General features: G+C 69.3%; 13 protein-coding genes and 1 tRNA gene. 11 read left to right on the top strand and 3 right to left on the bottom strand.

The window, feature by feature from the left end:
* Nucleotides 1-26 precede the first annotated feature (26 nt).
* Nucleotides 27-836: an SIMPL domain-containing protein gene (locus tag OXG79_02245; protein ID MCY3782585.1), complete on the bottom strand. Its 810-nt coding sequence runs from the start codon at nucleotides 834-836 to the stop codon at nucleotides 27-29.
* A gap of 115 nt (nucleotides 837-951) precedes the next feature.
* Complete coding sequence (locus OXG79_02240) at nucleotides 952-1557, bottom strand: superoxide dismutase (protein MCY3782584.1); 606 nt, start codon at nucleotides 1555-1557, stop codon at nucleotides 952-954.
* A 180-nt stretch (nucleotides 1558-1737) separates the two neighbouring features.
* On the opposite strand from OXG79_02240, the gene OXG79_02235 reads away from it, so the two are divergent.
* The 5 genes from OXG79_02235 to OXG79_02215 all read left to right on the top strand — a co-directional run bounded on the left by OXG79_02235 (nucleotide 1738) and on the right by OXG79_02215 (nucleotide 6464).
* Nucleotides 1738-1821, top strand: a tRNA-Leu gene (locus OXG79_02235).
* A 51-nt stretch (nucleotides 1822-1872) separates the two neighbouring features.
* A complete protein-coding gene (gene tig / locus OXG79_02230; GenBank protein ID MCY3782583.1) occupies nucleotides 1873-3282 on the top strand; it encodes a trigger factor in 1410 nt (469 codons plus the stop codon).
* 27 nt (nucleotides 3283-3309) lie between these two features.
* Nucleotides 3310-3936, top strand: a complete 627-nt coding sequence (locus tag OXG79_02225) for an ATP-dependent Clp protease proteolytic subunit (protein MCY3782582.1) — start codon at nucleotides 3310-3312, stop codon at nucleotides 3934-3936.
* A 42-nt stretch (nucleotides 3937-3978) separates the two neighbouring features.
* Complete coding sequence (clpX, locus tag OXG79_02220) at nucleotides 3979-5247, top strand: ATP-dependent Clp protease ATP-binding subunit ClpX (GenBank protein MCY3782581.1); 1269 nt, start codon at nucleotides 3979-3981, stop codon at nucleotides 5245-5247.
* Between the two features lie 335 nt (nucleotides 5248-5582).
* Entirely contained in the window at nucleotides 5583-6464 is an 882-nt protein-coding gene (locus OXG79_02215) for an oxaloacetate decarboxylase (protein MCY3782580.1), read from the top strand.
* A 202-nt stretch (nucleotides 6465-6666) separates the two neighbouring features.
* Here the strand turns inward: OXG79_02215 and OXG79_02210 are convergent, their stop codons facing one another.
* On the bottom strand, nucleotides 6667-7440 hold the full coding sequence (locus OXG79_02210; GenBank protein MCY3782579.1) for an isochorismatase family protein: 774 nt from the start codon (nucleotides 7438-7440) through the stop codon (nucleotides 6667-6669).
* 142 nt (nucleotides 7441-7582) lie between these two features.
* On the opposite strand from OXG79_02210, the gene OXG79_02205 reads away from it, so the two are divergent.
* The 6 genes from OXG79_02205 to OXG79_02180 all read left to right on the top strand — a co-directional run bounded on the left by OXG79_02205 (nucleotide 7583) and on the right by OXG79_02180 (nucleotide 15887).
* Nucleotides 7583-8131: a superoxide dismutase family protein gene (locus OXG79_02205; protein MCY3782578.1), complete on the top strand. Its 549-nt coding sequence runs from the start codon at nucleotides 7583-7585 to the stop codon at nucleotides 8129-8131.
* Between the two features lie 99 nt (nucleotides 8132-8230).
* Nucleotides 8231-9520, top strand: coding sequence for an exonuclease SbcCD subunit D (locus OXG79_02200; protein ID MCY3782577.1), 1290 nt, complete (start codon nucleotides 8231-8233; stop codon nucleotides 9518-9520).
* Nucleotide 9521: 1 nt separating this feature from the next.
* A complete protein-coding gene (locus OXG79_02195) occupies nucleotides 9522-12455 on the top strand; it encodes an SMC family ATPase (protein MCY3782576.1) in 2934 nt (977 codons plus the stop codon).
* Nucleotides 12452-13624 (top strand): DNA double-strand break repair nuclease NurA, encoded by a 1173-nt coding sequence (locus OXG79_02190; GenBank protein ID MCY3782575.1) that lies wholly within the window; start codon nucleotides 12452-12454, stop codon nucleotides 13622-13624. The genes OXG79_02195 and OXG79_02190 overlap by 4 nt, the downstream gene beginning before the upstream one ends.
* Nucleotides 13621-14205, top strand: coding sequence for a hypothetical protein (locus OXG79_02185; protein MCY3782574.1), 585 nt, complete (start codon nucleotides 13621-13623; stop codon nucleotides 14203-14205). The genes OXG79_02190 and OXG79_02185 overlap by 4 nt, the downstream gene beginning before the upstream one ends.
* Nucleotides 14202-15887, top strand: a complete 1686-nt coding sequence (locus tag OXG79_02180; protein MCY3782573.1) for an ATP-binding protein — start codon at nucleotides 14202-14204, stop codon at nucleotides 15885-15887. The genes OXG79_02185 and OXG79_02180 overlap by 4 nt, the downstream gene beginning before the upstream one ends.
* Nucleotides 15888-15967 lie beyond the last annotated feature (80 nt).

The raw sequence follows: 15967 nt of genomic DNA, 5'->3' as shown, positions 1-15967 counted from the left end.
TGCGTACCCGGCGAAGCGCGCGCCGTCTACTCGAAGGCGAAGTTGGCCCGCACCACGGCTCGGATCGTCACCTGTCCGGGCTGCGCCGTGGCGGCTTGCTTCGCGAGCGCCGGATCCACCTTCTTGGCCGTTGCCGGGAGTACGTCGACCTGTTCTTGAATGTTGATCAAGCCCGCCACCCGGCCCTGCAGCGCCTCGGCGATGGCCCGGGCCTTGTTGGCGGCGGCGATGGTTGCCACACGCAGCGCGTCCTCGGTGTGCGCCCCCTCGTCGGCCAGGGTGTAGGTCAGCGAGTGCAAGGCGTCGGCGCCGGCCGCGAATCCCGCGTCCACCACATCCGCCACGCGATCGAGCTTCGCGACGCGAATCCTCGTCGTCGTCGTGCCGACGTAGCCGGCCGGCGCGCCTGCGCGCTCTCCGGCCTGGTAGGTGGGCGTAAGGGCGACGCCGCCGATCTGCACGTCATGGTCGTTGAGGCCGAGGTCGTCGAGGTCTCTGATGGCCTCCACCACGGCGCCCGCGGCCTCTTCCGCATTGCCCGCCGCGGCGGCGGCCGAGGCCGCATTGGCCTCGACGCTGAAGACGACGATGGCCAAATCCGGCGTGCGCACCAGCTCCCCCACGCCGACGACGTGCACACCCTGCGGCTGCTCCGGCGGCAAGAACTGCGGCAGGCCGCCAACGTCAACGGTTGCCGAGACTTCTTCTTCCTCGGGTATCGCCCCCGCCTGGAATTGCTGCAGCGCCAGGAATCCCAAGATCACCAGCGCGGCCACCAGCACGACGATGAGGACGATCTGGTAGATCCACGGAAGCCGCCGGAACAGCGCAAACACGAACTAGGCCTGTCGATTCAGGGGCGGAGGCGGCCGGCGCCGCGCGGGGAGCATAGAAAGGCGCGGCGCGCGGGGGCAACTCAAGATGTTGCCCCCGCGCCGCCGAGTGTCCGCCTCAGCCGCCGAAGCGGCGAGCGGCCTCGTCCCAATTCACGACGTTCCACCACGCCGCGATGTAGTCCGGCCGCTTGTTCTGGTAGTTGAGGTAGTAGGCGTGCTCCCACACGTCCAGCCCCAGGATCGGCGTCCCGGAGCCGTCCATCAGCGGGCTGTCCTGGTTCGGCGTGCTGGTGACGGCCAGCGAGCCATCCGCCTGCTTAACCAGCCAGGCCCAGCCGGAGCCGAATCGGGTGGTCGCAGCCTGGGCGAACTCTTCCTTGAACGCGTCCAAGCTCCCGAAGGCGCTGTCGATGGCCGCGGCCAGGGCGCCGCTGGGCGCCCCGCCGCCCGGGCCGAGCACCGTCCAGAAGAGGCTGTGATTGGCGTGCCCGCCCGCGTTGTTGCGCACGGCGGTGCGGATGCCTTCCGGCACTGCGCTCAGGTTAGAAATCAGGTCCTCCGCGCTCATCGCGGCCAGGTCCGGGTGGTCGGCCAGCGCGTTGTTCGCGTTCATGATGTAGGTCGCGTGGTGTCGATCGTGATGGATCTCCATCGTCCGCGCGTCGATATGCGGCTCCAGCGCGTCGAAGGCATACGGCAGCGGCGGCAGTTCATAGGCCATGCGGGTCTCCTCGCCAGGCGGGCACGTGGACCCAAAGCGGGTCGGATGCGGTGCGAATGGTGACCAATCGTAGCCTGCCGATACAGATGCACGAAAACTTGCGCGGCGCCCGTATACTTGCCGCGGTGCCGTGCACACGCCCCGGTCCAGAATCCAGCCCTCGTACGGCTCGGGTCGAGCGGGGAAGTGTCGGAACTGGTAGACGAGCGTGATTTAGGATCACGTGGAGATTTCTCCGTGAGAGTTCGAGTCTCTCCTTCCCCACCTGAGCACCCCGCCGCCCGTCGCGGGGCGCGTTGGAGCGTGTGAGCACCCATGCAGGCCACCGCCAGCAAGCTCGAAGGCAGTCGCGTCCGGCTTGATGTTGAGGTAGGTCCCGAGGACCTCCAGCGGGAATACGCGCGCGCCATCCGTCGCGTCTCGGGTCGGGTGAGCATTCCCGGCTTCCGCCGCGGCAAGGCGCCGCGCCCGATCGTGGAGAGCTACGTCGGGGCCGAGGCGGTCATGCGTGAGATGGTCGAGCACGTGGTTCCGCGGGCCTACACCGACGCCGTGGAGCAGACGGGCGTCGAGCCGCTCGATCAGCCCGAGCTCGACCTGCCCGACGTGCCGTCCCTGGACGCGCCACTCGTATTCTCCGCCGAGGTCGCCGTCGCGCCCGAGGTCGAGTTGGGCGACGTGGCCGCGCTCGAGGTTGAGGCCGAAACGCCCGAGGTGTCCGACGAGGACGTGGAGACCCAGGTGGCGGAGCTGCGGGAGATGCGCACCACCTGGGACCCGGTCGAGCGGCCGGCGCAGCTCGAGGACGTGGTCGGCGTCGAGATTTCCATCAACGCCCCCGGCGTCCCCGAAAGCGAACCGCAGGTCTACTCCGTGCGGCTGGGCCAAAACGGCTTTCCGGCTGAGTTCGACCAAGAGCTCACCGGCACCTCGGCGGGCGACGAGTTCGCCTTCGAAAGCGAGATTCCGCTCGACGATCCCAACCCGGACTTGCGCGGGCAGCGCGTGACGTTCAGCGGTGCTGTGCAGAGCGTCAGCGAGGCGCGCCTGCCGGACCTGGACGACGCCTTCGCCCAGACCATGGCGGGGCTGGACACCATGGACGCGCTGCGCGGCGATATCCGCGAGCGGCTGCTGGAGCAACGCCGCCTCGCGGTCCAGGGCAAGCTCGAGGACGACGTGCTCGACGCGCTCGTCGGCGCCTCCACCTTCGAGGTGCCGGCCGTGCTGGTGGAGCAGGAGCACGGGGCGCTCATGGAACGAGAAACGCAGGCCATGGTGTCGCGCGGCATTGCGGTCGATACCTACCTTGGCTCGATCGGCCAGACCCGGTCCGAATGGGAGGAACACTGGCGCCAGCAGGCCGTGTTGCGCGTGAATCGCGGCGTCGTGCTGGAGCACTACGCCGACGCCGAGGAGATTCAGGCGGACGACGACGAAGTCGCCGAGGAAACCGATCGCGTGGCGGCCAGCTACCCGGAGGCTCGACGCGATACCGTGCGCCGCTCGCTGGCCCGCGATGACGGCCGGGCGCGGATCGAATCCGCCATTCGAAATCGCAAGGCGTTAGCTAAGCTTGTGGAGGCGGTGACCGGCCAGGCCGGGCCCGCGCACGACCATCAGTCGGCGCACGAGCCGGACCCCGACGTTGCAGCGGTGGCGGACGCCGCGGCGGCGGAAGCCGAACCGGGCGAAGCCGCCGAGTCGGAATCCGCGACACCCTAGCCAACGGCAACAGAAAGAGTTACCGGAATGGGTTTTCTCGTCCCCTACGTCATCGAGACCACCGACCGCGGCGAGCGCGGCATGGACATCTACTCGCGCTTGCTCCGGGACCGGATCATCTTCCTCGGGACGCCGATCGACGACGCGGTGGCGAACACGGTCATCGCCCAGCTCCTGCTGCTGACCAGCGAGGACTCCGAGGCCGATATCTACATGTACATCAACTCGCCGGGCGGCAGCGTGGCGGCCGGCCTCGCCATCTACGACACCATGCAGCACGTGCCGAACCAGGTATCCACCTATTGCATCGGCCTGGCCGCCAGCATGGGGTGCGTGATCCTGGCGGGCGGCGCCAAGGGCAAGCGCTACGCGCTGCCGAACAGCACCATGCTGCTCCACCAGCCCGCGCAGGGCATCGAGGGTTTCGTGCAAGCCACCGATCTGGAAATCCGCACGCGCGAGATCATCAAGGTGCGCGAACGGCTGGAGAACATTCTGGTTGAGGCGACCGGGCAGCCCAAGGAGCGCATCCACCAGGACACCGACCGGGACTACTACCTGACGGCGCCCGAAGCGGTTGAGTACGGGATCATCGACGACATCATGGCGCCGCGCGAAGCCGCCGCCGAGCTTTCCGCCGACGGTGCCGAGTAGCGCATCGCCGAGGCGCGCCCCTCGGCCGCACGGGAAACCCTAATGGCCCGCGGCCGCACGCCCCGCACCAGCTATAGCTGCTCTTTCTGCGGCAAGACCCAGGAGCAAGTGCGCCGGCTGATCACCGGGTCCGCCGGCGTCTACATCTGCAACGAGTGCGTGGACTTTTGCACCAGCATCATCAACGACGAGCAGGCGCGTACCCCCGGGCCGCGGCCGCTCACCGGCGGCATTCCCACGCCCGAGCGCATCTTCGAGCAGCTGAGCGAATACGTCATCGGGCAGGACCGCGCCAAGAAGATCGTGTCGGTCGCCGTCTACAACCACTACAAGCGCGTGGCCGCCGGCCCCATGGCGGACGACGTCGAGCTGCAGAAGACCAACGTGCTGCTCGTTGGGCCCACGGGCGTCGGCAAGACCGAGATCGCGCGCACCCTGGCCCGCCTCCTCAACGTGCCCTTCTGCATCACGGACGCCACCGCGCTCACCGAGGCGGGATATGTCGGCGAGGACGTGGAGAACATCCTCCTGCGGCTGATTCAAACCGCCGACTACGACATCGCCCGCGCCCAGACGGGCATCATCTACGTGGACGAGATCGACAAGGTCGCGCGCAAGGCCGACAACCCGTCGATCACGCGCGACGTGTCCGGCGAGGGCGTGCAGCAGGCCCTGCTCAAGATCATCGAAGGCGCGGTGGTCAACGTGCCGCCGCAGGGCGGGCGCAAGCACCCCCACCAGGACTTCATCCAAATCGACACGCGCGACATCCTGTTCATCTGCGGCGGCGCTTTCGAAGGCCTGGACCGCATCATCAGCCGCCGGCTGGGTCGCGGACCGCGGATCGGCTACGCCGACGGCGAGAAGACGGGCGAGGCCGAAAACGTGGTGCACGAGGTGATCGCCGACGACCTGCTCAAATACGGGCTCATCCCGGAGTTCGTCGGCAGACTCCCGGTGGCCGCGGCGCTCGACGCGCTCGACAAGGAGGACCTGGTGCGGATCCTCACCGAGCCCAAGACGTCGCTGGTGCGGCAATACCAGAAGCTGTTCTCGATGGACAAGGTCGAGCTGCAATTCACCGACGCGGCGCTGGAGGCCATCGCCGAGCGCGCCCTGGAGAGCAAGACCGGCGCCCGCGGCCTCCGCACGACGCTGGAGGAGCTGCTGCTGGAGCCGATGTTCAGCCTGCCGTCGGAGCGCAACGTGCGCACCGTCGTCGTGACGCCGGAGGCGGTCAACGACGACGCGGAGCTGATCCGCGTGACCCAGGCGCCCGAACCCGCCCGCGCCGCCGAGGAAACGGCCTAGCGGCAGCACCCGGCGCCCGGCCGATCGCCCCCGAGTGTCATTCCGAGCGCAGCGAGGAATCTAAGGAGCAGGCGGGAATCTCAGCGCCCCTCGAATCCGAGAATTGAATTCACGACGAGCCCGGTGGCCCAGGCTGCGTGCAGCCTGGGAGATTCAACCGCGGCCGGTCCCACGCTGCACGCAGCGCGGGCCACCGGACAGGGCGGGCCACCGGAGGGTTTTGCGACCCCGTTCATGGTTCGACGAGCTCACCACGAACGGTGGCCGGGTCACCACGAACGGTGGCCGGTTCGGCACAATCGGGGCAACAGCCGCTTCCCCGACCGGAGACCAGCATGCGTCGTTCCACCCGCCTGCGCCGGCGACTCGACCGCGACGAGATCATCGTGCTGCCGGGCGCCTACGACGCCCTCTCGGCCACCCTGATCGAGCAGGCCGGGTTCGAGCAGTTCTTCACGACCGGGTTTGGTCTGGCCGCCAGCACCCTCGGCGTGCCCGATATCGGACTGCTGACGCAAACGGAGATCATCGAGCGCTCCCGGCGCATCGCCAGCGTCGTCGACATTCCGCTGGTCGCCGACATGGACACCGGCTACGGCAGCCCGCTCAACGTGATTCGCACGGTGACCGAGTGCGTGCAGGGCGACATTGCCGGAATGATTCTGGAGGACCAGGAGTGGCCCAAGCGCTGCGGGCACCTGGAAGGCAAGCGGGTCATCCCGCGCGACGACCACGTGCAGAAGCTGCGCGCCGCTGTGCACGCCCGCGGCGACGATGACCTGGTCATCATCGCGCGCACCGACGCCCGCGCGGTCAACGACATGGACGACGCCATCGACCGCGGTCGCGCCTACCGCGCGGCCGGCGCCGACGTGGTGTTCATCGAGGCGCCGCGCTCACGCGACGAGCTGCGCGAGATTCGCGACGCCTTCCCACCCGACGTGCCGCTCTTCGCCAACATGATCGAGGACGGCGCGACGCCGTTCCTGTCGGCCTCCGAGCTGCAAGACCTCGGCTTTCGCATGGTGGTCTATCCGCTCTCCGGGTTGTTCGCCAGCGCCGCTGTGCTGCGCGGCGTCTACGACGCGCTGCACGCCACCGGCACGACGAACGGCGCGGGCCCCATGACGGGTCTCGAGGAGTTCAAGACGCTCATCGGGCTCGATAGGTTCAACGCGCTCGAAGCCGAGTTCGCCTCGAACGGCGGCGAGGGGTAGTGCGCCAGCACCTGAATTCCCAAGTCGTTTCGCACGTCCGCGTCACTTCGAACGCACCCCTATGTCATTTCGAACGAAGTGAGAAATCTAGGTACGTTGGTGCAGGCTCCACGCCCCTTAGATTCCTCGCCTGCGGCTCGGAATGACAGAAAGGGGAGGCTCGGAATGACGGGCAGGCGCGGCTCGGAGTGGCAGGAGCCGACTACCCCTCGCCCAACGCCGCGATCAGGTCGTCCGTGAGCGCGGTGTAGAACCAGCGTTCGAGGTCGAGAATTACGGCGCGCGTGAGGCTCAGGCTGCCGATCGTGGCCCGCGTCTCGATGGCGCTGGTGGCGTCGCGCAGCAGGATCGGCGCATAGCCGCGATCGCGCATGGCGTGCAGGCCGTAGTCGCGGAACCGGATGCAGATGTTGGTGGCGAAGCCCGCGTAGATCAGGTGCACCAGGCCGCGCGCCTTGCAGGCCGCGTGCAGCTCCGCGCCGGTCGCCACCACCACGTCTCCCCGCATCGGCGAGATCGACGGGTCGATGCCATGAATGGGGAACCAGTCGGGAATGGGTCCGTCGTAGTCCTCCGGAAGCTCGCCGGGGCGCTTTCGCAGCGAGCCATAGCGACCCGTGGTGTCGCGGTACTCCTGGGGCGGCCAGTCGTCGACGGGCGGTGACGGCGGCGCGGACTCGCGGATGTCTTGGCGAAGAGCTTCGAAATCCGGCGCGACCCGCGGCGACGGGGCGTAAATCACCGTGGCGCCGGCGGCGCGCGCCGCGTCCAGCATGGGACGTATGCGCGTGCGGCAGATTGCGCCCGTGCGTTCCAGGTGCGACGGCATCGGATGCCCGGCCCACGTGTCCACGAGCACGATGGCGACCTCGGCCACGTCCAATTCGACGGTCTCGGCGGCGTGCGTGATGTTGGCCTCGGAATTGTCGTCGGGGCCAACGCTCTCCATCACGTGATAGCGCACGGGAAGCTGCATAGGCCCTCTCCCATCGGCGGCCCGCCTCACACGCCGCGCAGCATACGCCTAATCCCGAATCGGCTCCGACCGGCCGCATAGACTGGGCATTGAGAGTTGCCTGCGGGCAGGGCGCGAAGCGGATTTGGAGATGAGACACGCAATGGGTGACCTGCGGAAACAGCCCCGAGCATGGCGTGGCGCTTGGCTCATCCTCGCCCTGGGCATCGCGCTGCTGGCGCTGACTGCCTGCGACGGCCAGGCGGTCGACGAAGCGGACCTCGGTGTCACCGTGGTCGCCGCGATGGGCGGGCCGGACGGCGCCTCCATGGGCTCCGTCGCGCTGACCCAGGGGCCAAACGGCATGTTGGTCTCGGCGGACCTGAGCGGCTTGACCGAGGGCTGGCACGGCTTCCACATTCACGAGACCGGCAGTTGCGCGCCGGACTTCTCGGCGGCGGGCGGGCACCTGAATCCCGACGACAAGGGGCACGGCTTTCTCCACGGCCCCAACCATCCCGGTGACATGCCCAACATCTACGCGGGGGCCGACGGAACCGCGCGCGCCAACGTCTTCAACACCCAGGCGTCGCTGAAGTCCATCTTGGACGACGACGGTTCGGCCATCATCGTTCACGCCAAGCCGGACAGCTATGGCGAAGACCCAGGCGCCGGCGACCGCGTCGCCTGCGGTGTCATCGACCGCGGCTAGAGCCGCGGGTCCGGCCTTCGCGGGGCGACCAGCCGGCTGTCGGCGTGCTCCCGGCGGCGTGGCGTTCGTTTTATGTTCGGCGTGATACCGTAGCGCGGGATGCAGGTTCGATTCGTCCATTTCGCCGACGTGCACCTGGGCTTTCGGCAATACGGCCTGGCCGAGCGCGCCGAGGATTTCACCCGCGCCTTTGGCAGCGTCATTGCGTATTGCCGTGAGGTGCGGCCGGACTTCGTGATCCTGGCCGGCGACCTGTTCGACTCCAAGTCCATCGATCCGCGAACCTATGCCGACGCCGACGCCGGCCTGGCCCTGCTCGCGCACGACGGGATCCCGGTGGTCGCCGTCGAGGGCAACCACGAGCGCTGGTTTCGCCGCGGCGAGCGCTCCTGGCTCTGGCAACTCAGCCGGAGCAACCGGCTCCGCTTGCTGCAGCAGGTCGATCCGGAGCGCGAAGGGCTGAAGTGGCGGCCCTGGACCGCCGAGCGCGGTCACGGGGCCTATACGGACATCGGGCCGGTGCGCATCTTCGGCGTGGAATACCTGGGCGCGCGTTTGGCCGACCACCTGCCCCGGGTGATCGAGGCGGCGCAGGCGGCGCCCGCGGACGGCGTGCAGTTCCGCGTCGGCGTGCTGCACACGGGGGTGGATGAAGAGTCGCCAGGCGGTCAGGGAGGCGTCGGCGCCGCCGACGTGCTGAAACTGCGCGGCGTCGCCGACCACCTGGCCCTGGGGCACATCCACTACCGCTACGAGGTTCCCGTCGCGGATCCCTGGATCTTCAACCCCGGCGCGCTCGAGGCCCACAGCGTCACGGAAGGGCTGATGGGCGAGCCAGGCTTGGCCGGCGCGGGACGCGAGCGCGGGCTGTACGACGTCACGGTGGAATTTGGGGATCGCCCGCGAGTCGACGCGCGGTTTCGCGACGACGTGGTCGAGCGCCGGCCGTTCGTGCGTCTCGCCATCGACGTCACCGGCGCCGAAAGCTCTGCGGCGCTGCGGGAGAGAGTCGCCGTGGCCCTCGATCCGCCGTCGGCGACCTCGGGACCTCGTCCGATGGTCGAAATTGTGCTGCGCGGGGAGCTGGGGTTTGAGCGGGCGGCGCTGGATCAGGCGGCGCTGCTAGAGCTCGTCCAGGAGCACTTCGATCCGCTGCACGCCCGCGTGACCCTGGACGTTGAGCGCACGCTGGGCGCCGGGGTGCGCGTCGGCAGCGGGTCGCGGGAACAGATTGAGCGTGACGTCGTGCGCGAGCTGCTGGCCCAAGAGCCGGCTGTGGCGGCCCAGGCCGAGACGCTGGCCGAGCGCACGCTGGAGCTCAAGCGCACGGTCCTCGAGGGGCAAGACGAGGAGGCCCTGGCGTCGATCGTGGAGGCCACGCTGCCCTGACATGCTGATCCACCGCATCGAACTCACCAACTTCAAGAGCTTCGCCTCGGCGGTCATCGACATGGCGTCCGGCCTCACCGCCATCGTGGGCGACAACGGCGCGGGTAAGACGGCGATTCTCCAGGCCATTGGACTCGGCGTGTTCGATGCCCGCCCACGCCCCCTTGCCAGCGTCATGCGACATGGCGCGACGGATGCCTCGATAGCGATCGAGTTCACCTCGGGGCTGGACGAGCGGCGCTACCGCGTGACCCGCAGTCTGCACCGCACGCGCGCCCGCGGCACCGGGGCGCTGTCGCCCCACGCGTCGATGGACTCGGAGATTTTCGACGTCGAGCAGCGACGCGTGTTCGAGGAACGCGCCGACGACGTGGAGGCGTTCCTGGCGCAGCATCTGGGCGTGGCGGGATTCACCGGGCCGGACGAGGTGTTCGACCGCGTCGTCGGCGTGCCGCAGGGCCGGCTCACCGCGGACTTCCTGGATACCCCGAGCCTGCGCCGCGAGCGCTTCGACCCGATCCTGCGCGTCGACGAGTTCAAGCGGGCGGTCGATGACCTTCGCCCGCTGCTCAACCACTTCGACAAGCGGCGCGTCGCGCACGAAACCACGGCCAACGAACTCGAGCTCCAATTGCAGCGCCGGCCCGAGGCGGAATCGGCGCTGGCCGAAGCGCAGCGCGAGGGCCGGGACGTCGCACAGCAGCGCACTGAAGCCCAGGGCAAGCTGGACCAGGCCCAAGCGGCCGCGCAGCGACATGACGCGGATGCGGACGCGGCCAAGGCCGGATTCGCAGCGGCCGAGCTTGCCGACTCGCAGCTCCTGATGCTTCAGCAGGCCGCGCGCGACGCCGAGCGCCAGGTGGCCGAGGCGCGACGCGCGGCGGACGAGGTCGACGCGTCCCGCACCGACCATGCGGCCTATGCCGCGGCGCAGGACGAGATCAGGAAGCTGGGGGACGTGGGCGGCGAGCGCGATGTCCTGCGCGAATGGCTCTCGTCGCTGCAGGCGGACGAAACCCGCGCCTCGGTTGCCCGCGATCAGGCGCGGCAGTCGCTGCTAGAGGCCAAGGCGGCCGCCGATGGGCTAGGGGCGCTTGCCGATGCCGCCGCCGCGGAGACGGAAGCGGCGGCAACCGTCCAAGAACTGAACGGTCGCCTCGCGGTGGCGCGAGCGACCGCGGCTAGCGCCGACCGCGCACAAGCGCAGGTTGCAGAAGCGCGAGTCGATTTCGATGAGGGGTTCAGGCGCTTCGCCGCGGACGTCGAGACAGCGCAAGCGCAGGTCCGACGACTCGAAGCCGAGTGGGACGAGGCGTCCGGGTTGAAGCCGCTCGTCGATCAGCTCGCCACGCGGCATGAGGCCCTGCAGCAGGTGCGAGCCCAACGCGCCAGCGTGACGGCGGTCATGGAGGCTGACGACGAGGCGGCGGCGCTGCTGGAACAAACGCGCGTCTGTCCCTTCTTCGACTCCGAATGCCGCAATCTGGCGGATGTTCCGGATGTGGCGCTGGTCTTCCGGCAGCGCGCCTCGAGCCACCAGCGCCGCCTCGAGCAGTTGGCGAACGGTGAGGCTGCCGCGCAGACGGCGGTGCGCGACGCCGAGGATGCCGAGCGGCGCATGGGCGATTTGCCGGCGCGCCACGATGCCCTGGAAGCCGCGCAGCGCAACCGTGCCGCGGCGCAGGCCGTGCTCGAGGCCCTGGGCCCGGTGTCGACGGCGGCCCAGGGGGAGGACGCGGAGGCGCTCGCCGCGGCCACCGAATCGGCTGAAATCAAGTTGCCGCCCGAGGTGCGGCCCGATCACCTGCTCGGCGCGGCTCGGCGACTGCTCGGCGCGCTTGAATCGCTGGCGGAATTCCGGCAAGCCGCCGACGAGGCCGCGCGGCTGACCGGCGAGCTGGCGGACGCGGAGCAAGCCCTCCAGCCCCATGTCGGCGCTCAGGGCAGGTTGGTCCAGGCCCAGGCGCTGGCTGGCGAGCGGGACGCCAGAGCGCAGGCCGCGCAGCAAGCGGACGCAGCGGCCGAGCTAGCCAGTGCGGCGCGGGTCGCCGCCGACGCGGCGCTGCGCGAGCTCGAACCGCGCCTCGCGGAGGTCCAGGCTGCCCAACGGAAGTTGCACGCATCTCGCGCCGGCCACGAGCGCTATCTCCAGCACGAGCGCCTGGCGGGTGAGACCGAGCGGCGCGCCGAGCGCCTCCGGCAAATCCAGGCGCAGGTCCGCGACGCTGTGACCAGCACGGCGGACGCCTGGGGCGTGGCGGCCAGGCTGGGCGCCTTGGCCGATCCCGCGGCGCGGGAGTCGGCGCGCGAAGCTCACAAGGCGGCCATTGAATACGTGGCGGACCTCAACCGCCAATCCAAGACCCTCGCCGATCGGATAGCCGAGCGCCAAGAGGTACTGGACAAACTCTTGGAAGTCGCGCGCCGGCTGGATGTCGAGAACCGTGCGGTCGCCCGAGCGAAGGCCTTGCGCGAGCGCACGGAGCTTATGCGCGGCGTGCTGCGGACTGCCGGCCCTTTGGTCACCGAGGCGTTGCTGGCCGACGTGAGCGAGGCGGCGGACGAGATCTTCGGCGAAGTGCTCGGCGACCGTGCCGGACGCCTTCGCTGGACCCCCGACTACGACATCGTCTTGGAGCGCGGCGGGCACACCCGCGGCTTCACCCAGCTTTCCGGGGGCGAGCAGATGACCGCCGCACTGGCGGTGCGGCTGGCGCTGCTGCGCGAGCTGCTCCACATTGACGTCGCCTTCTTCGACGAGCCGACGCAAAATCTCGACGACACCCGCCGCACCAACCTGGCCGAGCAGATCCTCCGCGTGCGCGGCTTCAAGCAGCTCGTGGTCATCACCCACGACGACAGCTTCGAGCGGATGCTCGACCACGTGATTCACGTGCGCAAGGTCAACGGCGAGAGTCGGGTCGAAGTCGCATGACGCTGTCGCGGACCAAAGTGATCGAGGCGCTGGAGAGCCGGCGCGATGACTTCCTCACCCTCGACCAGGCGTTTGCGCACGAGCTTGGCGGCCTGCGCCGCAGCGCGGGAGTTGTGCGCGGCCTCACGGCCCAGGCGCTTGGCGATGCGCTCGGGGGCCTTGATGAGGCCGAGGGCGCCTATCCCACCCATGAATGGGACACGACGCCCGGCGGCGCGTGGTGGCGGCCATTCACCGCCAACGCCGGCGACACCCATGAATCCTGGCGCGCCTGGGCCATGCGCACGCTCACCGGCGTCACCACCTGCGCCGTGGACGGGAGCCAGATCTACCCATCCTCTGAGTGGTCGATCGACGTGGGCGCGGTGCAGATCGGCCGTTTCGTGAACGGTCACGCCAAGGACGCCTACTCCAAGGACCTGCACTTCGAGGCCATCCCGGCCACGGACCTCTACGGCGCCGACAACCAGGAGAGCCATCCGCGCGAGCTCGTGGACCTGCGCCGGTTCGAGGCCGAGTGCGCGGCCCTGACCGAGTGGATCGAAGACTCCGGCGCGGAGTCGGAGCGGGTAGCGATTTTCGACGGCAGTCTGATCGCCTCGTTCGTCAGGAACCCTGACCTGCGCCGGCGTTACGTGGCGGCGGTGGTGCGCTTGCTGGAAGCCTCCGAAACGTTTGCGGTGCCGGTGGTGGGATATATCGACGCCAGCCGCGCGCGGGACCTGGGCGCCATGGTGGCGGCGGCGCGCAACATCGAGCCGCCGCGCCGCGTCACCGACGGTGTCTGGCTGCCGCACGCCCCGTGGGGCGCGCGCACGCCGGCGTTCATCAGCGCGCGCGACACGGGCTTGGAAGGCTATGGCGAGCACGAGCGGTCGGTGGCTTTTCTCTACCTGCGCGCCTCGTCCCGCCGCCGCCCCGCGCGGCTCGAGTTTCCCCGCTGGGTGGTCGAGGCCGACCGCACTGAATGGATGACCGACGTCGTCCGCGCCGAGATCGTGGCCCAGGCCGACGGCTACCCCTATGCCGCCGAGACTGCCGACGCGCTGGCGGTGCTGACCCAGGCCGACCGCGACCGGTTCCACGCGCTGTTCCAGGAGTTCGCCGACCGCAACGGCCTGGACGCCTATCTGTCCGGGAAATCGGCGAGCAAGCGGCGGCGCCGATGAAGCTCGCGAGGATCGTGAAATCCAACTCGCACGTGGAGTACGTGGCGCAGGTTGATCGCCCCGGCGAGGTCGATGTCGCACCCGAGCCCGGCGACTACGCCTTCGGCACCTTCGTGGCCGTTCCGCGGTCCGCCGGCGACTCGGCCATCGGCGTCGTGTTCGACGCCACGCTGGTCAACCCCGAGTTTGGCGCGCTCGGGCCCCGGTTGACCACCAGCACCGAGCTGCAAACGCTCGCCCCCGACCAGTTGCCCGAAACCGCAACCCTGATCGGGGTGCTGCTCCTCGGCTCGCGGTCCGCCGCCGGCGAGGTCACCCAGGGCGTGGTGGCCCATGCCCTCAGCGTCGGGGATGCGGTTCACCGGTTGGACGATGCCGAGTTCGAGGCCTTCCATAGCGCGGACAACGGGTTGCGGGCGGCCTATCTGCCGCTGCTGCTGGCCCACGGACACCCGCTGACCTCGGAGCTGGCCCTGGCGATCACCCAGCGCCTGGTCGAAGCGTTTCCGGCTCACGCGGGCGCGGTGGCCGTGCTGCGGGATTCCATCGCCTGGCGCACGCGCATCGAGGCGGCCGGATGAGCGGCGCCGTGCCCGTCGGCACCACCAAGGGACCGGGTGAGTCCCCGCATACCTACACCCTGGTCGCCCCTGACGCCGACGACCAGCTCAAGATCGGTGAGTTCGTGGCATACGACGCTCGTGTCGATGGAGAGTTGCGCTCCGTGCTCGGACGCATCGACGCGCGCCGCCCGCTCAAGCTCTATCCCGACGCCTTCATGGCCGATCCGCAGGTGCCGCCCAGCCGGGTGGCGGAGCTTATCGGGTTCGATCACGCGACGCCGGAGCTGTATGAGTTCGACGTCGCCGTCCTGGGCTACTTCGACGACGCGCTGGGCTTTGTGAATCCGCGGGTCGCGCCCCGCGCCGGACGGCCCGTCTATCTGGTGCCGGACGACGACCTGGCGCACGCGCTCTCCCGGAATCCGCATGGAAAGCCTGGCGCGGCACATGTCGGCAGTCTGCTCACGCGCGCCAGGGATCGCGTGCCCATCACGCTCGACATGAACGAGTTCGCCAGCACGCACCTGGCCATCATCGCGGGCACCGGCGCCGGCAAGAGCTACCTCGCGGGCGTGATCGTCGAGGAGTTGATGCAGCCATCGGTGGGCGCGGCGGTTGTCATCGTCGACCCCCACGGGGAGTACGGCACGCTCGAGGAGATTGCCAACCACCCGGGCTTCCGCGGTGAGGGCTATCGCGCGCGGACGCTGGTGGTGCGCCCGGAGCAGATCAAGATCCGCCGCGACCTCCTGCACCCGAGCGACATCTATCAGCTTGTCGGCTCGACCCACGGCCTGTCCGGACCGCAGCGCGAGGTCCTCAGGCTGGCGCTGCGAGCCGTTGGCATCGACCGCGGACTCCGCTGGACGTATCGGCAGCTCACGGAAGCCGTCAACGACGTCGAGCTGAGCGGCGGCCCGCGCAACGCCGGCGACGAGGGCGCCGACTACATGCTCGTCAAGCGCGCGTTGATGTGGCGCCTCAACGCCACCCTGGGCCGCCAGGACGGCATCTTCGACGACTACGAGCACACGTCGCTGCAGGAGCTGATTCGCCCCGGACAGTGCACCGTGGTGCAACTCAACGAAGTGCCGCGCGAGGAGCAGCAAGTCATCGCCGCCACGTTGCTGCGGCGCTCGTTCGACGGTCGCGTGGGCACCGCCAAGGGGCGCATCGGCTCGGGCGAGGAGCAGCACCTCCCGGCGCCGGTGTTCACCCTCGTCGAGGAAGCCCACCACTTCGCGCCGGCTAGCGAGGAGGTGCCCACCACCAACCTGCTCAAGCAGATCCTGGCCGAGGGCCGCAAGTTCGGGTTTGCCGTGGGACTGATTTCGCAGCGTCCCGGCAAGCTCGACCAGGATGTGCTGAGCCAGTGCATGACCCAGTGCATCCTGCGCGTGGTGAATCCCGTCGATCAGCAGGCCATTGCGGGCGCGGTCGAGAGCGCCGGACGCGAGCTGCTGGCCGAGCTGCCGGCGCTGAGCAAAGGACAGGCCATCGTGGCGGGGGCGGCGGTCAACACGACGGTGCTGTGTCGCGTGCGTCCGCGGCTCACGCCCCACGGCGGCGAGTCGCCCGACGTGGTGGACGCATGGCGGCGGGCGCGGTCACAATTGCCGCCCGTCGATCGCTCGCTCGAGGCGGCTGACCCGGAGTCCGCACGCACGCCCGAGGAACGGTTGTTCGGCTCGATACAGTGATCGCGGTCGCGCCGCGTCTTGAGGCAGGGTCTTAATGTCCACCGCTTTCGCGTTGCTGGCCGCTGCGAGCCGGACGCGCT

This window comes from Chloroflexota bacterium (assembly GCA_026706485.1).
Classification (GTDB): domain Bacteria; phylum Chloroflexota; class UBA11872; order UBA11872; family UBA11872; genus JAJECS01.
Note: the sequence above shows the minus strand (reverse complement) of the source record. Positions and strands in the feature narration are given on the sequence as shown.